This is a genomic window from Heliorestis acidaminivorans (assembly GCF_008933955.1).
In the GTDB taxonomy this organism is placed as follows: domain Bacteria; phylum Bacillota; class Desulfitobacteriia; order Heliobacteriales; family Heliobacteriaceae; genus Heliorestis; species Heliorestis acidaminivorans.
On sequence record NZ_WBXO01000006.1, the window covers coordinates 90,585 to 111,994 of the forward strand.

General features: G+C 41.7%; 22 protein-coding genes. All 22 read right to left on the reverse strand.

Annotated elements, in window-relative coordinates:
* Positions 1–12 precede the first annotated feature (12 nt).
* The 22 genes from F9B85_RS09235 to F9B85_RS09340 all read right to left on the reverse strand — a co-directional run bounded on the left by F9B85_RS09235 (position 13) and on the right by F9B85_RS09340 (position 21,305).
* Positions 13–891 (reverse strand): M50 family metallopeptidase, encoded by an 879-nt coding sequence (locus F9B85_RS09235; protein WP_151620175.1) that lies wholly within the window; start codon positions 889–891, stop codon positions 13–15.
* Complete coding sequence (locus F9B85_RS09240) at positions 848–1,828, reverse strand: murein hydrolase activator EnvC family protein (RefSeq protein ID WP_151620177.1); 981 nt, start codon at positions 1,826–1,828, stop codon at positions 848–850. The genes F9B85_RS09235 and F9B85_RS09240 overlap by 44 nt, the downstream gene beginning before the upstream one ends.
* A 159-nt stretch (positions 1,829–1,987) precedes the next feature.
* Entirely contained in the window at positions 1,988–3,679 is a 1,692-nt protein-coding gene (locus F9B85_RS09245; RefSeq protein WP_151620179.1) for a nucleoside kinase, read from the reverse strand.
* 24 nt (positions 3,680–3,703) lie between these two features.
* Positions 3,704–4,360, reverse strand: a complete 657-nt coding sequence (locus F9B85_RS09250; RefSeq protein ID WP_151620181.1) for a flagellar brake protein — start codon at positions 4,358–4,360, stop codon at positions 3,704–3,706.
* A 13-nt stretch (positions 4,361–4,373) separates the two neighbouring features.
* Positions 4,374–5,498, reverse strand: coding sequence for a rod shape-determining protein RodA (gene rodA / locus F9B85_RS09255; protein WP_243138135.1), 1,125 nt, complete (start codon positions 5,496–5,498; stop codon positions 4,374–4,376).
* Positions 5,499–5,621: 123 nt separating this feature from the next.
* The gene (gene minE / locus F9B85_RS09260; RefSeq protein WP_151620328.1) at positions 5,622–5,891 is read right to left on the reverse strand and encodes a cell division topological specificity factor MinE; all 270 of its coding nucleotides are present in this window, start codon (positions 5,889–5,891) and stop codon (positions 5,622–5,624) included.
* A gap of 31 nt (positions 5,892–5,922) precedes the next feature.
* Positions 5,923–6,726: a septum site-determining protein MinD gene (gene minD, locus F9B85_RS09265; RefSeq protein WP_151620183.1), complete on the reverse strand. Its 804-nt coding sequence runs from the start codon at positions 6,724–6,726 to the stop codon at positions 5,923–5,925.
* Positions 6,727–6,738: 12 nt separating this feature from the next.
* The gene (gene minC, locus F9B85_RS09270) at positions 6,739–7,596 is read right to left on the reverse strand and encodes a septum site-determining protein MinC (RefSeq protein WP_151620185.1); all 858 of its coding nucleotides are present in this window, start codon (positions 7,594–7,596) and stop codon (positions 6,739–6,741) included.
* A gap of 164 nt (positions 7,597–7,760) precedes the next feature.
* Positions 7,761–9,842 (reverse strand): penicillin-binding protein 2, encoded by a 2,082-nt coding sequence (gene mrdA / locus F9B85_RS09275; protein ID WP_151620187.1) that lies wholly within the window; start codon positions 9,840–9,842, stop codon positions 7,761–7,763.
* Entirely contained in the window at positions 9,839–10,342 is a 504-nt protein-coding gene (gene mreD / locus F9B85_RS09280) for a rod shape-determining protein MreD (RefSeq protein WP_151620189.1), read from the reverse strand. Before mreD ends, mrdA begins: the two co-directional genes overlap by 4 nt.
* Positions 10,342–11,190 carry a rod shape-determining protein MreC gene (gene mreC, locus F9B85_RS09285; RefSeq protein ID WP_151620191.1) on the reverse strand — a complete coding sequence of 283 codons (849 nt, stop codon included), beginning with the start codon at positions 11,188–11,190 and terminating at the stop codon, positions 10,342–10,344. The genes mreD and mreC overlap by 1 nt, the downstream gene beginning before the upstream one ends.
* A 34-nt stretch (positions 11,191–11,224) precedes the next feature.
* Complete coding sequence (locus tag F9B85_RS09290; RefSeq protein WP_151620193.1) at positions 11,225–12,253, reverse strand: rod shape-determining protein; 1,029 nt, start codon at positions 12,251–12,253, stop codon at positions 11,225–11,227.
* Positions 12,254–12,305: 52 nt separating this feature from the next.
* Positions 12,306–12,995, reverse strand: a complete 690-nt coding sequence (gene radC / locus F9B85_RS09295) for a RadC family protein (RefSeq protein WP_151620195.1) — start codon at positions 12,993–12,995, stop codon at positions 12,306–12,308.
* A 139-nt stretch (positions 12,996–13,134) separates the two neighbouring features.
* The gene (locus F9B85_RS09300) at positions 13,135–13,719 is read right to left on the reverse strand and encodes a Maf family protein (protein WP_151620197.1); all 585 of its coding nucleotides are present in this window, start codon (positions 13,717–13,719) and stop codon (positions 13,135–13,137) included.
* 21 nt (positions 13,720–13,740) lie between these two features.
* Positions 13,741–14,001 carry a DUF4321 domain-containing protein gene (locus F9B85_RS09305; RefSeq protein ID WP_151620199.1) on the reverse strand — a complete coding sequence of 87 codons (261 nt, stop codon included), beginning with the start codon at positions 13,999–14,001 and terminating at the stop codon, positions 13,741–13,743.
* Between the two features lie 119 nt (positions 14,002–14,120).
* Positions 14,121–15,194, reverse strand: a complete 1,074-nt coding sequence (kamB, locus tag F9B85_RS09310; protein ID WP_151620201.1) for a lysine 5,6-aminomutase reactivase subunit KamB — start codon at positions 15,192–15,194, stop codon at positions 14,121–14,123.
* Positions 15,191–17,032 carry a cobalamin B12-binding domain-containing protein gene (locus tag F9B85_RS09315; RefSeq protein WP_151620203.1) on the reverse strand — a complete coding sequence of 614 codons (1,842 nt, stop codon included), beginning with the start codon at positions 17,030–17,032 and terminating at the stop codon, positions 15,191–15,193. The genes kamB and F9B85_RS09315 overlap by 4 nt, the downstream gene beginning before the upstream one ends.
* Before the next feature lie 12 nt (positions 17,033–17,044).
* Complete coding sequence (locus F9B85_RS09320; RefSeq protein WP_207707090.1) at positions 17,045–17,287, reverse strand: hypothetical protein; 243 nt, start codon at positions 17,285–17,287, stop codon at positions 17,045–17,047.
* A 228-nt stretch (positions 17,288–17,515) separates the two neighbouring features.
* The gene (locus F9B85_RS09325; protein WP_151620205.1) at positions 17,516–18,802 is read right to left on the reverse strand and encodes an FAD-dependent oxidoreductase; all 1,287 of its coding nucleotides are present in this window, start codon (positions 18,800–18,802) and stop codon (positions 17,516–17,518) included.
* A 21-nt stretch (positions 18,803–18,823) separates the two neighbouring features.
* On the reverse strand, positions 18,824–20,287 hold the full coding sequence (locus F9B85_RS09330; RefSeq protein ID WP_151620207.1) for an aminotransferase class V-fold PLP-dependent enzyme: 1,464 nt from the start codon (positions 20,285–20,287) through the stop codon (positions 18,824–18,826).
* A gap of 28 nt (positions 20,288–20,315) precedes the next feature.
* Positions 20,316–20,777 (reverse strand): RidA family protein, encoded by a 462-nt coding sequence (locus F9B85_RS09335; RefSeq protein WP_151620209.1) that lies wholly within the window; start codon positions 20,775–20,777, stop codon positions 20,316–20,318.
* Positions 20,778–20,864: 87 nt separating this feature from the next.
* Positions 20,865–21,305, reverse strand: coding sequence for a DUF6917 domain-containing protein (locus tag F9B85_RS09340; protein ID WP_151620211.1), 441 nt, complete (start codon positions 21,303–21,305; stop codon positions 20,865–20,867).
* Positions 21,306–21,410: the final 105 nt, after the last annotated feature.

A 21,410-nucleotide genomic window follows, 5' to 3' on the forward strand; every position in this document is an offset into this window, starting at 1 on the left:
TGACAACCCCCACTAAGACTCTTTCACTAATTCTCCTACAGAACAATCCTGCTGTCCCGAAATCATATAGTTTAATAGCCTACTTTCTGTAACCTGCCCCATAATTTTACCATCTTCATCAACAACCGTAACGAGTAAACATTGATTAGGCGATATTTGTGGAATTAAAGATGAAACAGGCACGCTATGACGTGCCACAAGAACGGCACCGTTCCAAGTATGCTTTTTAGCTAATTCTTTTCCTTTAGACTGCAAAAGATTCCAGAAGACCATGGCAGCATTTCTCCTCTCTTTATGAGCACCGAGAAACAAAAAGCCTGCAATTAGAGGTAAGTCTAAACCTGTTTTTTCCCAGAAGAGCCCGATAACAGCTAGAAAAGCAAAAATAATTGCCAGTGATTCGCCCCAGGTTGCTGTTACATTAGAAGCTTTCATAGTACCCATCTTTAAGGTCAATATAGCGCGAAGCACTCGCCCTCCATCAAGAGGCAAAATGGGCAGTAGATTAAATGCTCCTATCGTAAAATTGACAATTCGTAAATAATCAAAATAACCTCCCCAAGAAAAACCTAAATAAAAAGTACCTTCTAAAATCAATAACAATAAAAAAGAAAATACAGGCCCTGTCAAAGCTACCGATATTTCATCACGAGGACGATGATTTATATGGGCAGAAAGACGAGCAACCCCTCCAAATGGAAAAAATTCTACTTCCTTTACTTCAAAACCAAGCTTTTTAGCCGCTAGAACATGTCCCATTTCATGCCAGGCTACTGATAGAAAAGCTAAAGCAACGTAAACACCGACACCTGCCCAAGCATAGAGAGCGGCTAGTAAGATTAGCCACTCATTGACTCGAATCTCCACCCCCGCCAACCGGGCTATTCTCATTAACAGCTCCTCCCTTCTCAACGGGTGGAGCTAAAGGATCTACACTTCGACCTCCCTGTCGCATCTCGATATAAAGCTGAGCTTGTCCTGCAGATGCACTTCTTCCAAGAGGACCAATGACCGTGCTAGCTTGAACGAGCTCCCCAGTTTGCACGTAAAGCTCTTGTAGAGGTCCCATAATACGAATAGATCCATCATTCATAGCGATTTGAACATAAGTACCACCATCTTCAGGCCAATGTGTAATTAATGTACCTTCTACACCAGCCACCACAGGCGCTCCGACTGTACCAACAATTCTTACCCCAGGATAAAAATCCGTGCCTCGTTGTCCAAAAGCTTCTACAACAATACCTTTAACCGGTTCTTCTACAGGAAGACCGTAGCGAGCTACGCCACCTGCTGGTGCAAATACAGGGGCTGTTACTGTAGCATCAGTCCAAAGTCCGAGACGAAGCACAGCCTGACGCATAGGCTCGAACTCCATATCTTCTGTAACAAGACGCTCTACTTGCTGTTGTGCAACTTTGGCCCAGGGGTGTTCAATCTGAAAAACCCCCCAAAAAAAGGCTAAAAGAATTAAAGCCATAACCGATTGACCGAACCAGCGCCAGGACATTTTGGGATTTTCTTTTTCTGCAGGAGGATCGTATAGAGCCCATCTCGGTTTATCTGTTGCGTTCAGTGGGCTTGTCCTTGTTTTTTTAGGAAACCAAGTTTCTTGTACTTCAGACTTACTTAATTCTTTTTGATTATCTTTTGAGCCTTCTTTATTACTTTCTTTACTGCTCTCATTTGTACTATTTGTGCTGGCTAAAGTGCTTTGTGGGAAGCTATTTTTTTTCTCTTCAAGCTTCTCCTCCTGTTGTACCTTGCTTTTTGGGGTTTGGCGACGATGATTATAAATCCATTTTTCACTTTCTGGTTTTTTCTTCACGTTCCCTCCTCCTTTGCCGCTAACAGATAATTGATTGTTTTCAAAGCCCTTCGCTACATGATATGAAGAAATAGGACAAGTATGATGGAGTAAGGATTTTAAAAAACAAAAGACTCTATGCTTTTATTTTGCATAGAGTCTTTTTGGTATTAAAGCTGTCTACTTAGAGCGGAAGAAAGTACTTCCACCTATAAACTCTCTTAAGATTGACGTAAGGGGTACTTCAGAATCATTCATCGCTCGGAAATAATCAAGCAACGTTAACAGACGTTGTGCGTCGCCATATACTTCTTCCGACGAATCAATTGCTTCTAACAAAGGTTTAGCATAAGCTCCTAATACTGCAGGTTCATATAGAAGGGCTGAGTTAAACATAACGTCAGCATCTTCTTGATAAGGGAATATCCATCGTTCTTCGCCACGTCGTACAGAAGGCCACATAGTCAGAGTTTCTACAGCTCGCCGAGAGCGATATTTGTGATCTCGGATGATACGACGTAATAACCTAATATCAGTTGTTTTAATATAGTTCATCAAGTCTAAATTCAATTCAACAAGAGCACTCACATAAATCTTAAACTTCTGTTCTCGGTCAATATGGCTCGTTAGTTCTTCGTTTAATCCATGGATACCTTCCACTATGATCGGTTGATCTATACCTATGCGTAGTTCTCGCCCTAGATACTCTCTTTCCCCGCTATGGAAGTTATAATGCGGCACTTCTACAGTCTGACCATCAATGAGCTTACTTAACTGTTCATTAAACAAAGCGAGATCAACTGTGTAAAGTGACTCAAAATCAAAATTACCTGCTTCATCTCTAGGTGTGATACGTCGAGGATGAAAAAAATCATCTAGAGAAAGAGTCACTGGATTGAAACCATTAACTCTAAGCTGTATTTTCAAGCGTTGTGCAAAGCTCGTCTTACCAGAGGAAGAAGGCCCGGCAATTAAGATTACCCGTCCACGCTCCGGCTCTTCAGCTATCTTATCAGCAATCTGAGCAATTCGTTTTTCATGTAAGGCTTCTGCCAATCGAATTAACTCTCTTGTCTTGCCTGCTTCGATATGACCATTTAGATCCCGAACATTAGAGACGCCAACAATTTTTGTCCAACGATCTGATTCACGGAAAATATAGCCTAATTTCTTTTGCTCTAAGTTCTTTGGAATCTGGAATGGATTATTTTGATCAGGAAAACGCAACAAAAAGCCTGCATAGTGATGTTCCAATTGATAAGTTGTAATTAGACCTGTATGAGGAACAAGCACTTCGTCGCTAAATTCAACATAGTCGCCACAGCGATATAGATAGACAGGTTCTCTTTGACGATACTTTAAGATAGCCGCCTGATCTTCTCGTTGATGTTCTAGAAGCTTTACCTTGGCTTCTTCAATCGTCATAACCTGACATTCAATAGGCTCACAAGCTCGAACAATATCCCACATACGCTCACGCATTTTCTCTACCATATCAAGCGTTAGCGGTTCGCCACCTAATCTTTCAACGTAAAAACCTTTGTTTAAGGAAAACTGAATCTCAAAGTCGACTTCAGGGTAAAGCTCTCTCGCTGTACGCATTAGAACAAAAGCAAGGCTTCGAGCATAAACACGAATGCCTGCTTCACTAGTCATATCAACCATTTCAACAGTACAATCTTCTTCAGGCAAGTACTGTAAATTCTCGATTTTATTATTTACTTTAACTGCTACAATAGGAGCGCCATGCTCCGCCTGCAATTCCCAGGCTAAAACTTGCAATGTGGTACGTCGATTCCACCATCGGCAAAACCAGCCTGTTTGCGGTGTTTTTATTGTCAAAGCTAGCGAAGGTTTGGAGATAGTGGTCATAGAGTATCCCCTTTTAGTTTATTATCATAGCTCTTGATTGCGCCTCTCTCTTTGACGAGCAAAAATAAATTGAATAATTTTCTCCTGCTCTACTCGAGTAGGTTCTATAAATTCTAATCCGATATAGTAAGAGGTCTCCCGTTGTTCTTGTACTTTTGAAACCCTTCTGATGATACCTTTCATTCGTAACTGTTCCTGCAGTAATGGTATGTTCACAAAAAGTTTATTATCTTTTTCTAGGGGCTCTTGACATAGTAAAAGCAAGCCACCACCAGAAATATTCCGAATACTACAGCTAAGCCATTCCCAATCAATAGGATCTTTTTGCTCATCTATTTTGGCATAATCCGTTTCTAAGACGATAGGGAATCGATAAAAATTCCGCCTTTGCACCTTATCGGCTTTGAGAGGTCGATCGACCTCTATAACAGGAATCGGATGAGCCTTCCGAGACAATACTTGAGTCTGATAAACCCATATACCACTGTCCGTTATTTTGTAGAAAATAACTCTCTCTTTTACGTGCATCGGAATCGGTTGTCCTTCTTTAAAAGGCAAAGCCAGGATGAGCTTATCATCACTCATATCCTCAATACGACTTTTATGATGACCCGAAAATATACTTCCTGGAGGAATCAGAATCTGAATCAAATCATTTACTTTTAACTGTTCTAATGCCACTTTTTAATCACCCTTAAAACATGATGGTCTGTCTGCGAATGTGGACGTTCAAGAGTAGGCCCAGCGCCATCATATTTGTAAGCATGGAAGTTCCCCCATAGCTTACAAAAGGCAGTGGTAGGCCCGTGATAGGCATAACACTGATCGTCATTCCAACATTAACAAGCACTTGAAAGAGAAGCATCGAGGCAATACCCATTACTATTAAAGATCCAAATACATCTCGTGCATCTAAAGCAATACGAATAGACCGTAAAATAAGGAACATGAAAAGCAACAGTAATGCTGCGGCACCTATAAACCCTAGCTCTTCACCAACAACTGCAAAAATAAAGTCAGTATGATGTTCAGGTAAAAAATTCAATTGCACTTGACTGCCATTGTATAGTCCTTTCCCAATTAATCCACCAGAACCAATGGCAATTAAGGATTGACGAATCTGGTAGCCAAATCCAGCTGGATCCATGTCGGGGTTAAAAAAGATAACTAGCCTCATAATCTGATAATCCTGTAACGGCAAAGATAAACCCCAAAAAAAGTAGCCTGCCAGAGCTGTACTAATAATAGCAAAGCCACCGACTGTAAGTGATAAGAGAATCTTTTTGTTCGCACCAGCTATAAGTAACATACCCATCATTACAGCTACTAGAACAAGAGAAGTACCCAAGTCTGGTTGAATTAGGATTAAAGCCATTGGAAGGGCCATGTAGAGGAAACAAGGCAGTAAGTCCGTAATTGTATTAAGTTTTCCATAACGTTTAGAAAGAAAATCAGCAAAAGTTACGATCAATAATAGTTTAGCAAGTTCTGATGGCTGAAACTGAAAAGTACCAAACTTAATCCATCTTTGAGAACCGTTAATATCCGTGCCCCAGACTATAACTGATAAAAGCAACAGTAACGTAAAGCCATAGAGATACCAGGAATAGCGTGCCGCATTCTGATAAGAAACAAAGACCAAAGCAATAGCGGCCGCCAAACCTATTCCCATCCATAATGCCTGTTTACGAACAAAATCCCATCGATCAGCTCCAATATTGGCAGAAGCGCTACTAAGAACAATCAAGCTAAAAGTCATAAGGAGGGCGACTAGGGCTACTAGCGTCCAGTCTACGTTTTTGATAAATTTTCGATCCAAAACGGCATCCTCCTTATAGTGCTTTGAATATTACGATATTTAGAACATTATAATTATAGGCTATAACAGGTTCAAAAAAAAGGCCTTCCTTACAATTGTAAGAAAGGTCATGAGTTTCCACTATTAGTCTCTCCGTTTTATGTCTAGTATCGGAATATTAGCCACCAGAGCAACAGAGCTATCTTCGTTACTTAAGCTAACTTCAAGTGCTCTCTCATCGATGATCATATAATTAGAGATGACCTTAATTAGATCTTCTTTAAGTGACTCCAATATTTCGGGAGAAACACTACTTCGATCGTGGACAAGAACAAGACGAAGTCTTTCTTTGGCCACGTTTTTACTACCCGACATATTGTCACGACTAAAAATACGCTGTAAGAAATCCAGCACCGCCATTACTATGCCCCCTTTCTAGCTACTATCAGCGACGGAAACCAAAGATCTTACGAACTTTGTCCATAAAACTATCAGGTTGCTCTAAATCCATCAAAGGTACGTCTACTCCAGTTATGCGACGTGTAATATTGCGATAAGCTTGTCCAGCCCGAGATTGTTCATCTAAAACAGCAGGCTCACCTTTGTTAGTTGAAATCAAGATAGAATCATCTTCGGGAACAACTCCTAAGACGTCAATAGCTAAAATATCAACCATGTCTTCTATTGACATCATATCACCTTGACGAACCATTCCAGGTCGAAGCCTATTGATAACCAATCTAGGATTGCGTATACCCGATGATTCCAGCAGACCAATAACCCGGTCGGCATCACGAATGGCTGATACTTCAGGCGTTGTAACTACGATTGCTTTTTCCGCACCAGCGATAGCATTTTTGAACCCTTGTTCTATGCCTGCAGGGCAATCAATAAGTACAAAGTCAAATTCTGCTTTTAGCTCATCACAAAGTTCAAGCATTTGCTTCTGATTAACAGCCGATTTATCTTTTGTTTGCGCCGCTGGTAATAAGCTTAATCTACCATCAGGAAATCTTTTGTCTCGAATAAGTGCTTTAGAAGCAACTACTTGTCCACTTGTTACATCAACAATATCATAAACAATCCGATTTTCCAAACCCATAACCACATCTAAATTGCGTAAACCGATATCAGTATCTACCAGTACTACTTTATATCCTAAAGAAGCAAGGCCTGTACCAATATTAGCTGTAGTTGTTGTTTTACCAACGCCGCCTTTACCTGAGGTGATAACAATTACTTCACCCATTAGACTTCCTCCTCAGTCTTTTCCAAATGATTTTGAACCGTATTGGTACCGTTCAATCGTTACCATACCATCTCGGATACGAGCAATTTCGGGATGTTCCGGTCCCGCATCCCCTTCATCGGGAGGTCGGGTAATATGGTCGGCAATGCGTAATTGAGTTGGTTGTAAACGAAAAGCCATGACAATAGCCTCAGTTGAACCAAATGCGCCAGCATGAGCAACGCCACGAAAGCTACCAAGCACAATTATATTACCACCGGCAATCACTTCTGCTCCAGGATTGACTTCCCCCATGATCACAACATGACCAGGGTAACGTACCCTCTGACCAGATCGTAATGTTCTCTGAATTAAAAGCGTCTGCTCGTCGCCACCCTGCTTGTCTATCATAGCAGACTCTTCTACCTCGTTCTTACTTTCCTTAGAATCAGGTATGTAAGATCTTTCTTGTACTTCTACAAGTTCTCCGTCAGTTGGTGACACAATGTTTTTATTACCATCTTCTTTTTTCTTCCCAGAGCTTTCATTAGCTTCGTATAAGTGGTTGGCAATCTGATAGATTCGTTCCCTATTCCCTTTCACTGTGGCTACCTCCTCCTGATCGTCAACACTTTTGGCTTCAGACCAAGTATTGATCGCCCGTACAATCAAACCAAAAGAAGGGAAAAGCGCCTTTAGTTGTCCTAACTGCTCTTCTGTAAGTTCTCTAGAGCCTACATCAATTGACACATTAGCTCCGATGAGAAAGTTATCGGCAGAGCCTAATTTTTCTTCAATTGCAGTTACCAAAGAAGAAAATTCACACTCAGAGTCAAGGAAGAAGGTCAAGCCTTCTTTGCTACCTTTGATCACTATGTCTGCCTTTTTCATTGCTACTTAACCCCAGCCTCTCAGGCAATTTCCATACTTTTACCATTTTAATTCAACAATAAATTCTACGCTAAAGAGTAAAATCCTTCAAGAAAAAGAAAAAAACGAGGAAGAACGCCTCGTTTAACATTTTTCGACTAAATAGCTTCGATAGATTAATTTTTTTATTCTCTTTGATTAAAGCCAAAGTATTCTTCAAAAACTGCTTTCGCTACCATACCAGCGGACGATCCCCCATGATAGCCATATTCTATAACACCAGCAAAAGCAACTTCAGGGTTATCATAAGGTGCGAAAGCAACAAATACGCCATGAAAATCACGATTTTGATTGCTATCACCAACACGACCTGTTTCTGCTGTTCCTGTTTTGCCAGCTACCCTAACGGGGAAGTCGTGGAAAATATGGTATGCCGTACCGCGAGGCTCCGTAACAGCCAGCATAGATCTTCTTACAGCAGCCATTTCTTCAGCTGAAGTAGATGAAACTCGATGCATTACTGTAGGTTCAAAACGATGAACAACTTCACCGTTTTCTCTTTCGATGCGGTCTACTAAGTAAGGCTCATAGCGTGTTCCCCCATTAGCCAAAGTCGCTACATAATTGGCTAATTGTAAGACTGTATATTGATTTCGTCCTTGTCCAATGGATGTGTTATAAGTCTCGAAAGCCTGCCAAAAAGGCCAGTAATTCAGATCATTTTGATAGTCCCGCTCAATAATTTTGCGAATCCGCTCATCTTTCTCTAGAATCTGCTCCCGTTCTTCCTCCATTTGGACGAGGGCAAGTTGTTCCTCCGTCTGCTTCTCAAGTTCTTTTAGCCTAGTTTTTTGGCGATTTAGAGCATAAGAGTTACCCCAGGCTCTTTTCCAATCACGACCTGGCATTAAGCCAATTTCTTCGCCAGGCAGATTAATCCCTGTCTCTTCACCCAGACCAAATTCTCTAGCTACCAAACTGACGTTATCAATGGTTGCTCTTCGACCCATCTCTTGAAAATAAACGTTGCACGAAGTAGCCATGGCTCGAACCAGATCAACTGCTCCGTGAACACCAGTGCAACGAATATAAGGTTTTTCCCAATAAGCTCCCGTGCAATTTACTGTCTCACTAGGGTTAAGGCGCCCTGCCGCTAAAGCAGCCAGTGCTGTAATTGGCTTAAAAGTTGATCCAGGGGGATAAGCAGACTGAAAAACTCGATTGATAAAAGCTGGTGGATTGGAATTGTGATAATAATCTGCAGTAGCCTGGTCCATTAGACCAATAAAGTCGTTAGGATCTAAATTAGGTCTAGAAACCATAGCCAATATAGCGCCACTACGTACATCGATGAGAGCAGCAGCACCGGCTTGGGCTTTGGGAAAGGTATTCTGTAACCTCTCTAGCGTTTCATCCATCGCTTCTTCCATTCTGTTTTGTATCTCAGCATCAATAGTAAGAGCTATTTGCTGTCCTGGCGTAGGGTTTTGTGTATAAAAGCTTTGAATGGGACGATTGAAAGCGTTTACTTCTACTTGTTGAAACCCATCTTGTCCTCGTAAATATTTCTCGAATGCACGCTCTAAACCTATTTTGCCAATCATATCCCCTAATCGATAATTATCTTCAGCAAAACGCTCCATTTCGTCACGGCTAATCTCTCGAACATAACCAAGCAGGTGGCCTGCAATCTGCCTGTCACCGTAAGTTGGATAATAGCGAACAGGCCCTTTCTCTACAACCACACCGGGCAGCTCATATCGCTTTTCTTCAAGGATAGCTACTTCCTCTTCTGTTAAACCAGACTTAATTAAAATAGGTTCATAAAGACGAGATCTGCTTTTATTAATCTGATCTTTTATATATTCAGGCGTAATACGTGGATCGTTTTGACCTAAAATAGAAGCTACCTTCTCGACCACTTCCTCTTCTGTTTCTTTATACCTTGCATCTAAGTGGGTTATGGAAACAGAATAGACTGGCACAGAAGTAGCTAAAGTGACGCCATTAATATCAACAATATCTCCACGCATGGCTGTTATAGGCAACAAGCGAAGACGGTTACGTTCTGATGTAGTCTGATAATCATCGCTAGCCATAAGTTGTAAATAAAAAAGACGAGAAAAAAGAAAAACAAATAAAACCATTGTAATAACTGCAAAAATACGCAAAGTTTTCTCTAGCTCTTTACGTCTTTTTACAGCTGGAGACTCTTTGGGTAACTCGCTAATGGTCTTATTTGAAAGATCGACAAAATTTTTGCTCATGATCCCACCTCTTCCTTACGGAGCCAACCTTGTGTTGTAGAGTGATAAAACTTTCCATAAAAAAGGGGCACCAAGGCTGTATTATATAAAGCTTGGATCAAGAGAGTCATCCATAATGTTTTGAAAGTAATCTGAAGACCGGCAAAAAGAGCTAAAAGGTAAGCCAATAAGTTAAGAATTATGGTAGCTACCAAAACTGCTCCCATAGGAACGAGTAAATTGTCTTTATAGAGCCGACCTTCAATTAGACCGATCAGTCCTCCTACAGCGGCTAAGGTCAGTGTATTTAAGCCAATATAACGACCTGAAATCAAATCTAAAAACAAACCTGCCAAGAGACCAAAAAAACTACCAGCTCTACTTCCCTGTAAGAGAGAGAAAAATACTACCAAAATTAAAACTAGATTGGGACCAATCCCTTGAATTGAAAAAGTGTGAAAAAAAGTAGTTTGTAAGACCACTGCCAGAACTAGAAAAAGCGTTATGAGCAAATAGCGCACTAGTCCTCGGCCCCTTCCTCTTTATAGACATTTCTAATAATAAAAACTTCCTCAAGACGTTGAAAGTCTACAGCAGGTCGGATGGTCGCTCTTTTCGTTAAACCATTTGGTTCTGGTAGTATATCTAAAACATAGCCAATCTTTAATCCTTTAGGGTAAATAGCGCCGAGACCTGAAGTTAAAACAAGTTGTCCTTCTTGAACTAGCCCATCCCGTCGAAGATTAATCATTTGTAACAGACCAGAACCATCAGCTCTTGCTTCAACAATACCAGGCTCTCGGGTTACTTCAATAAGACCAGGCACAGGTCCTTCACGGTCAATAATTAACAAAACTTGACTAGAAAAAGGTGTTACAGAAACCACATGACCAATTAAGCCATCATTGTTAATTATCACCATGTTGCGAGCAATTCCATCGCGGGAACCTCGATCTAAAGTAAGAGTACTAAACCAGGTAGAAGGATCGCGAGCAATAACCCGAGCTGATACCAGATCGTACTGTTGCTCCTTTTCTTCTTTGAAGCCTAGCAACTCTTTTAATCGAATGTTCTCTAATTGGTACTGCTTCAACAAACTTACTTGACGTTGAAGCTCTCCCTTCTCCGTATGTAAAGCTTCGTTTTCTTCTGTCACTTGCTTATAATTCAAAACAGACTGACCCAATCCACCGAGACTTTGTGTCCCATAGGAAAAGCCCATTTGTATGGGCGCAAGCACAGCCTGAGCAAAGCGCTCAACAGGACTATTGTCGATACGCTCTCCTGCTGTCATACGAAGAAGGCCTAGGCCTAATAAAGCGCCAAGACCGATGACAATCAGTGTCTTCCTGAGTTGTGGGCGTGCCAACGGTCTTCCTCCTTCTGTTTGACCTTAATATTTATTAGCCTAGCCGCTTCTGTGGTATAAGCACACGGCGTAAAGCAGAAATGTTTTCTAGAACTCTTCCTGTCCCTAAGGCTACAGCAGATAAAGGCTCTTCGGAAATATAAACAGGCATTCCTGTTTGTAAACTTACAAGTCTGTCTAAGCCTTGTAAAAGCGAGCCACCTCCGGCCATTACAATGCCATGTTCCATCAGATCTGCTGCTAGTTCCGGTGGCGTCTTCTCCAAACAAACTTTTATGGCATCAATGATAGAAGATACGGGCTCTGCCATAGCTTTTTGAATCTCTTCTGCTGATACATGAACAGTCTTGGGTAAGCCCGAAACGAGATCTCTTCCACGAACATCCATCTTTTTAGCAAACTCATCTGGACGCTCTAGATAAGCTGAGCCAAGATTTATTTTTATCTCTTCTGCAGTTCGCTCTCCAATAGCAAGATTGTATTGTCTCTTAATGTAATGAGAAATGGCTTCATCCATTTCATCACCAGCTACACGAATAGACTTAGCAGTAACAATACCACCTAAAGAAATAACGGCAACTTCCGTTGTACCTCCACCAATATCTACAACCATATTCCCTGTAGGCTCATGAACAGGCAAGCCTGCTCCAATAGCGGCGGCCATAGGCTCTTCAATCAGATAGGCTTCTCGTGCACCAGCTTGAATAGCCGCTTCTTTTACTGCCCGCTCTTCAACGGCCGTAACACCACAAGGAACACAAATTACAACTCTAACTCGTGTAAAGAAATTCGATCCTTTTAAGACTTTTCTTATAAAATAACGGATCATGGCCATAGTGATATCAAAGTCAGCAATGACGCCATCTTTCATAGGTCTTATAGCTGTAATATTACCAGGCGTTCGTCCGATCATCTGCTTAGCTTCTTCACCGACTGCCATTACAGCGCCTGTATCACGTTGAATAGCAACAACAGAAGGCTCCCGTAAAATAATTCCTTTAGACTTAAGATGTACCAGCGTATTGGCCGTGCCAAGATCAATGCCCAAATCTTTGGTAAACATGATCGTCTTCTCCTTAATTGTATCTCCTATTGATGTGAGCTCTAACTATGGTTTAACTCATGTATCCTAGCTCTTTCAAGCTAGCGTAGCGATTATCACCAATAATAATATGATCTAACACTTCAATCCCTAAAATTCTTCCTCCCTCTACAATTCGACGCGTTATTTCCCGATCCTCCCTAGAAGGTGTCGGATCGCCACTGGGATGATTATGTAATAACACCACAGCGGCGGCGCTTTTGCGAATGAGGGCCTTAAAAAGCTCCCTTGGATGAACAATAGCTGAAGAAAGACTTCCAACAGATATATTCTCAATACTTAGGACATGATTTTTGGTATTAAGAGCAAGAGCTCGAAAAACTTCTTTGTCCAAAAAGCGCATTTCTTCCATAACCAAACGACTTACATCTTCAGGAGAGCGAATAATAGTTCTTGTTTCTGGTGAACTTGCAGAAATCCTTCGTCCTAATTCCACAGCACTTTTAATTTGGGCAGACTTAGCTATACCAAGTCCTTTGATACTTTGAAGATCCTCCATGGAAGCTTCTGCTAAAAAGCGCAAGCCACCTTGTTTCAAGATTTTGTTGGCTAAGTCTAAAGCCGTTTCTTGTTGAGTTCCCGTTCTTAATAATATGGCTAAAAGCTCACTATTGGATAATACTTGTGGACCAGCTTTGTCCATCCGTTCTCTAGGACGTAACTCACTAGGTAGATCTTTTAACCTCAATCTTGAGTAGTCCATATTCACCGAAATCCCCCCATAATATGGGGAACGGCTAAAAAAATTAGAACAGATTCGTCAGATAAAAACACAATAGATTAGCTTGTACTTTTTGATGATGTTCCCATTATTGTCTAATGAATAACTGAATAACCATAATCTATCGACGAAGCGTATAGCCCAAATTTTCTAATAATAAGTCTAGTAATCGTAAAGGTAAGCCTACAACATTAAAATAATCTCCTTCGATTCGATCCACTAACAAAGCTCCATAACCTTGAATCCCGTAGGCACCTGCTTTATCATAGCTTTCACCAGTTGCCAGATACCAATCTATAACTTCATCATTTAAACTACGAAAAAAAACAGTAGTTTCTTCAGCAGCACTTATTTCTTTTACTTCTTGGCCTTCCTTTACTTCAATAAGTGCAAGAGAAGTAATGACTCTATGGGAACAACCAGACATGCTTTCTAACATCTGGCGAGCTTCTTGCTCTGTTTCAGGCTTTCCAAGGATAAGATTGTTAAAAATCACTACCGTATCGGCACCTATTACAATTCCATCTGTTACTTGCGGGGCAACCTTTTTCGCTTTACCGAGAGCTAGATGTAGAACACGTTTTTCAATTGAGATATGTTCTGCGCTATTTTCATCAAAATGGCTTGGAAGTACTTGAAAAGAAACATTCAATCCTTCCAATAATTCTTTGCGTCGTGGTGACGCAGAAGCTAAGATGAGATTCAAATCAAGCGCCTCACTTTTTCATTAAAGATGGCGATAGAGGAAATAACCACCTATCATACCTAAAGCACCGGCTACGTTCAGTTTTATCGTAAACCCAAAGGTAAAGTTCAGAGCTACTAAATCAATGCGCGTAGGACTTAAGGCTAGGTCTTTGCTCATAACGAGAAAGGGTAAAACAGGACGTAAAGCCTCTCCAATTAAGGAGCCAATAATGGCACCCGCTATCAGTAAAACGATGAGGATGCCGACTCTTCGGGAACCCCCTCCACGAAAGGTTCTCACAAGTCTACCCTCCTTATAAATCACAAAAAAGAAAGCCGGGAACACTCCCGGTCTTCCCTAGTAACTCGTTCTTTATTCGTCAGTTTACCCTAAAATCCTTCTCTAATCCAGCCTATTCCTCAAAAACCGATCGATTTACGCCAAAGATAGAGAGCTCCCTTTCTTTTTACGTCGAAAACCGGAAGAGGCAATTTGTACATTCGTGATTCTAGTAAGCCTTTAGGTAAAAATCGTGAACGGTAGAGCTGAGCACCAGCATCATACTCGGGGAAAAAGGGGTTTACTGTTACTGCAAGTAGTGGAATTTTTCTGCGCACTTTTGCCTTCAAACCCTTTTCTTGAATCATTTCTATCATTTGGCCAACTTCACGAGGACTGCTACTTAGCAAGAGACTGACAGGATCTCGAAAATGAATAGACCAGCCTTTTATCTGATCAGCTGTCTTTTCTAAAAATTTATCTATCGCTTTGGTCGTTACTAGACCCGGTAAGTTTATATAACCTTTGGTCCCTTCTTTTAGGTTAGAAGAGACTAATTCAGCTAATTCTTCTCCCTCTGCTGATGTTATAAGCAAATTCTGTGCCAAAGGCTTCACGTGCCAATGGTTATCTTGCCAATAAACAAAGCCTGGCTGATTACCAAGTTTGGAGAAATAAGCTAATGGTAAACGGAAAGCTGTAGATATCTCTGAAGTTTCTAAGGCTAACAAAGCTGGATCAATTTGTCGAGCCGCTCCTGTTGCTAAAATCAAGCCATCTGTTTCTATCATAGGAGCCATTCTATTCAATGCACCATCTACAAAAAGCAAATTAGGCTTGTACTTTTCCAAGAGCTTTTTCACTCTTACAAGCTCAAAAGCTTTATTAGGCCCAGCAATTACTACTAATCCTTCTGTTGCTACTTTTCCGATTACTATAGTACCTAGAGCTGTCTTAATAGAGCTATCTTCCAAGACTTGAATATCAGCCGAAGACAGGGCAAGACATTTTCTCGCTGTAGCTACAATCGTGCCTTTTTCCAACCATAATCTTGGTTTTGGTAGGCCCGTAACATTGTCTAGTTCCTCACCGTCGTACCCGATAGAGGTAATAGCCATTTTACGGTGACGACGATAACCTTCTTGAAGCAATGCCGCTGTAGTTGTAGTCTTGCCCGTATTCTTGGCTGTACCGGCTATACCGATGACCTTCATTCTACTTGAATCGTATCCCGTCCACCTCGACCAGGATAAGCCCCTTCTTCTTTGCTCCCTAAAATTCCGTTATAAAGAGCATCAACAAAAGAAGGCGCGTCAGCAACGTCTTTTAAAACTTTTTCGATATTCTGAACCATCTCATCAGCCCATCTATCAGCCATAGATGTTGCTTCTACTCGACCTTCCCCAAAAAAGCGAAAACCTTCTTTTACAGCCGTTAAGGTATCTAATCTTGAAGCAGCTACAATCGGTCCACCAGAGTAAGCTTCATCAGATGATGCAATAGATATGGCATCGACTCGAAGTGATGCGGCCAGTGCGGCATGGAGTGAAGTAGTCATTGAAGATTGAACTCGATCTTCTGTCTGCGTTAAGAAACCAATGGGAGCTCCAGGCCAAATAGGAGCATCCATAATCTTGCGCAGGGCCTTGATTTTGGCGGCATTAAAATCAATATAATTTTGTTCCATCTGACCGCTAATCATAACTTCAGGGCTGTAGCAGAAAAGAGGTTGCAGTATCGGTCTGCCACCAAGTTTTCTACCTAAAGCAGCCACAATCAGCATGCCTGCAAAAGCTTTGTGTGCTGGAACACCGGCTAGTTCTTCATTCGTAACTACATCAAAAGGAAGATTGTACTTAGCTGCCATTTTAATTGATTCTACACCATCTACAGTAAGACGAGCTGGGTCCGTACCTGCCGCTAGAGAACCATAGGCTATATTAATTTTGGTTAGATCTGCACCTAACTTGCCTGCTAGAACAACTGTTTCAGGTGTATTCAAGCCGCGATGAGCCCGTACTTGCCAGAGTGTATATTCTTCCAGTCCTGCCTTTGTCCACGATAAATTTTCAGGTGTTATTACTGAACCATCTTCCTGATGAGTTAAAAAATCACCAATAAAACCTTCTGTTCTAGCACCCCAAGAAGGATCGAAGTGAACAACACCATCAGCACCCCAGGCTTCTGATAATTTGATGTGGGCAATATCCATGAAAGGACAGCCTGTACCATACTGGATAAAAACTTTTGGTTGTCCTTCTTCCCAATGTTGAACTTTAGCTGGCTCCATACGGCTTTTTGTGTCTGTCAGATAAGCTTCTAGTCTTTCAATTTCTTCAGCTCTTAGTTGTCTTGTTTTGGGATGAACTTCTCCACTACGATAGTAGGCTTCCGCTATAGGATCACATAAAGCAGAGTAGGCCTCAGTAAAATCTTTGTTTATATTTCCTAGTCGCCACTGCTCAATATCCCACAAGTTATCACGTAAACGACTTCTTTGAATAGCAGGTGAAGTTTTGCCCTGTACCCATCCTAGAATTCCATCAGCAATTCGATCTAGCAATTCTCCGATAGCATTATGACGGTACTGATAAGTATAGTTGGCTGTCAGATCTGCTTTTGTTTTCTTCACTTTGTTGGCATCCCGTTGATAAGGACGTCCTTCAACATAAGCTACTACTTCTTCTACTGACGTACCAGGTCCAAAGCCTGCATCAAAACCTAGTTCTGCAGCTAATTCAGGTCTAATAGCCATTCCACCAATAACGAGCCCCATTTTGTCTCGTAAACCGGCGGCATCAGCTAAGTCAGCAAAACGAGCCAACAATTCAGCAACACCATAACCTAAAGTACGACTGATCAAAACTTGATCGGGCTGTTCTTTACTCATCATAGAAATAATTTCTTCCGATGGTAAGTCAGGCGGCAGTAACAAAGTTTTGTGTCCTGCTTTATCAAGTCCTCGACGAATCATTTTTAGTCCAATATCATGAACGGGATCAAGCGGTACCAGTAATATTTTGCGTCGTTCTAGACAGGTCACCACTGGCATGTCCCTCTCTTTTTATTGTCTTGACTCTTGGGCGGTAACCCAAGCATAATTATCTCCTGGTCTATAGATATAGGCTCTTACTCTTACCCGTGCACCAGGACCAGCATAATGAATATAGACAATATCAACATCTTGAAAGCCTAAGGAGCGCATCAAGCCGATGGCACGATCTTTTCCTTCATTTTCACTTGAGCAAACCAAAAAGGTTTCTACATCTAGAGCATCCATTACATGAGATAGCATCGCCTCGGTCAACGCTTACTTCCTCCTTTGATCGTCCTCAGCCCTATGGGAAAAGAAAAGCTGTTGTCTTACTCTATGGCCGACTCGATATCCAGAAGGACTTTTACCATTTAAGCCATAAAGCCAAGTCCAGTATCCGATGACCACCGCCTCCTTTTTACAACCGTTACTTATAGGAAAGCAAGGACCAGGCATACCCGGACCTTGCTTTTTTCACCATTACGGTTGCTCACCTACGACTCAAGACAATGGTTGAGCGAATACACCAGAGAGACCTGCTGTTTGAACCTTTTGCTGAATAGCATTTACATCAGTTGTATAAAGGTTCTTTTCTTTCATGCGTTGGAAATAGACAGATCCAGAAAAAGTGTATTTCTTAGTTAAGCCATCTTCTGTCCCCATTTGCTCTTTTACATGAGCAATCGCATCACCTACAGCAAGCTCTTGGGGAATTTCTAATAGTTCCTTCTTCACAGCCGCTCTAGCCGCATTGTGTCCTGCTAAAGTACCTGTAACAATCGCTTCTGTATGGCCTACTAGTAAGCCTGCTTTTTCACCTGCACAGAAGAGGTTATCAACGTTACCTTGTACTTTAAGAGTATTATCACGAGGGCACATGCCCAGATAACGTACGGAGTTTCCAATACCGCCAGAATAGGGGTCTTCAAAGCGAGCATCTTCAAAACCAGGTACTTGACGCAATTTATCAAGAGGATAAAAGGGGCTCATCAGTTTAGCGTGCCCTGTATCGAGAATAATCACATTATCAGCAAATTCTTTGAGTGCATATTGTTGACAAGCTTTTTGAGATAGAGAATCTGCTTTACGCAATTTTTCTGGTATAGGAATGATAGCTACACCAGTTCGATCCATTTCTTCGATAATATCATGACGAATCGAATCTTTGTGAAGTTTACAGGAACCGGACATAGCACCTAAGGAACCATCGGCTTTGCGACCAATAATTTCTTTTACACCTGCTTTGGCGGCAATAGATACACGACCTCCAAAGGTAGGACAGCGGTAGACACACATGGCACAGCCATTGCCATATTTAGTACAGTTGCCTTGGGGACCTGCTGTACCAGAAGCATCAACAAAGCTATCACCTTGAATAACATCAGTCTCTTCCAGAACGACTGCCGTTATTCTAGAGCCCTCCATTTGAACATCTCTAACCCGAGCTTCTGTACGATATTCAATATTGCCATATTGATTCATTCTCTCTTTGACAGCAGGCTCAACTTTAGCCACATCATAGAGGCTAGCATGCTTGTGACCGGGAAACTCAATATTTTTGTGGCGGGATACTGCATCTGTTACTTCAAAAAGATCACCGCCACCTAAGGCCAGCATTTCTTCAGTGGCTGTAAAGCGACCGTTGTTGCGCATAATGCCACCAACGAGGCCAGTACCTAAGAACATATCGGTACGCTCTAAAAGAACAACGTCAGCACCTGTTTTAGCAGCCGCGATGGCTGCAGCACAACCAGCCCATCCACCGCCTACAACTACGATTTTTGGCATAGTACTATATTACTCCCTTCTTTACACTAGGCCAGCGTGACGTCCTACAATCTCCATCAATTGCACGAGGGCTCTAACACCGTAGCGCATATTGTTTTCGATAATTTGACCATGCTCATCTGTTGTGCCTAGTCCTGGGGAGATATAGATATTAGCATCATAGGCAATAGTTGGTATAACGCCCATTTGTGCTAGACCTGTTTGCAGAATATTACTACCGGCATACATATCTTCAATAGCAAAGATGGGGAAGCCAATCTCATTATTTTTCCAAGTGCCTTCATAGTTAACTTCCACAGCTTGCGAGTTGTAGCTCTTGGAAATAATAATACCTTGACGAATTTTGGGGTTAAGCTTTTCGAATTCTTCTTTTACAATTCGCTCTAGATCGTCAACTGGTCTTGTCATAATTTCTGGATTGTCACGCAATGTCCGTAGGGCTTGTACTTGGCTGAGCAAAGCTTCTTTACCAGGATCGAAAGTAACGTAAGCTGCTTTACCGTAAGAAGCTGTAGTGCCCCAGCGATCGCCTTGCATACCGATAGCTCTACGGACAGAAACCATTAGATCTTCACGACCAATGACTAGACCTGAGGTAGCCGCTCCAGCCGCTTTGTCCATAGCATAAACAATCAAATCGGCATTTACTTTGCGAGGGTCAGTACCAACGAAAGGTATACCCCAAGCGTTATCGACTAAGAAGGGGACGTTGTATTCATGAGCAAGCTCACCAATTCGCTTCATTAAGAGAGGAGAGCCATCTTCATCTTTCACGCCATAACCGTAACCTGGTGTATCATAGCCAATCGAAGTAAAGCCTGTTAGATAAGGGGCATGCACTTCTGCGGCTAGAGCCATCTGTTCGATAGCGCTTTCAGGGTCTACTTCTGTCAAGAGAGGCACAGGATGGGCTTTAATACCATGAACTGGGTACTTAGCACCTGCTAAAGGTACAATAACTGTATCTAAGTTGTTTTGACGCTTACCATAGAAGCCATATTCACCGGCTGTAGTGCCACGATCAGCATACAGATCTTTGTATTTTGGTGGAAAAGGTCTACCATAGGCTGCTTGATGGTGCATATGCTTTTCGTAAGGCGCAATGTAACGCGCACGATAGTTATCACCACGACCTAAGTTTGGAGGTGTCATTAAGGTATCAAAACATAGCCAGAGTGCGGCCTCACAAGTACTTGTAGGCGCAACGTCCCATTCATCACCATAGACGTCTTTGACAATTTCACGGATTTCATCGACTAGTTTAGCCAGTGGAATGACTTCATTACCACCACGCTCTGTAGCTTCTGCTACATCTTTACGAAGTGGTGCAGGACAGCCAGAAATAGCTCCTGTCAAGCCAAACTTACCGCGAATCTCTGGTGGTATGCCGATCTCATCAGCCATTTTTTTGGCTTCACCGTAAATCTGTGGGATACTAGCTTGAAGATGTCGATACAATTGAAATTTATATTTGGCGTTGGCCATTGTTGTCCTCCTCAAAAATGAAGGTCTATTATGATTTCACTTGGACAATCATTTCTACTTCTACTGCTGAATCTAGAGGAAGCTCATTCACACCGACGGCCGAGCGGGCATGTTGACCTTTTGTTCCAAAGACTTGGCCTAGAAGCTCTGATGCTCCGTTTATTACACCTGGTTGACCTTGAAAACCAGGTCCACTATTAACAAATCCAACAACTTTTACAATCTGTTTAATCTGTTCTAAATCGCCAACTTGACCTTTAATAACGCTTAAACAGTTGAGACAACAAATTTTTGCCGCTTCATAAGCTTCTTCAGGTGTTAGATCTTGGCCAACTTTACCTTTATATTTCAGTTCTCCATTCACAAATGGAATTTGACCGGAAGTATAGATAAAATCGCCAACTTTAATTGCTGGTACATAGGCTGCGACAGGCTTAGGAGCTTCAGGGACCGTTAGACCCATTTCTTGCAGTTTTGCTTCAACTGACAAGGCTATCACCTCCCCATTCCTTGTACTATTTCGCTCTCGTAAAGTAGTTTCACCGTACTAGTTCAAAACATGTATAGATACTTACAATCAATCAGGACTTTTAATTAATAACTGCTGCCCTATCTCGGCACCTTGATGGATGCCAGAAAGCCTTTCTTTGGAATGAATAACAATATTAATATGATTAGGCATATGAGTCTCATCGAAGCCTGCGATATGACCAAGAAGCTTTCCTTTTAGATAGACTGGATCACCTGTGACAACAACTCCGCCACCTTTTACTTCAAAGAAAGCCAGATAGGCGATGCGGTTAACCTCACTACCCGGCTTAGAATCATCTTCATCAGTCATAATAATTTCATGAATCTCATTTACGGCTAGGGCTCTAGAAATAGGCTTGATCAACTGCAAACCTCGTTGTTCCAAGCGACCATCTAATATGGCCACAAGTTCCCCCACCACATCTTTTTTCTTAGCATAAGGGTGGATTTTTAACATATTTTTTGCATAGGGATCTGATAAGGTCATGTCTTCCCTCCCTCTTATTTTTTCTTCCTTTAGTTTCTCTAATATAGATTTTTTTAATGTCAGAAAATTTTTCAAGGAATAAAAAAAGAAACCCGAAAAAGCATT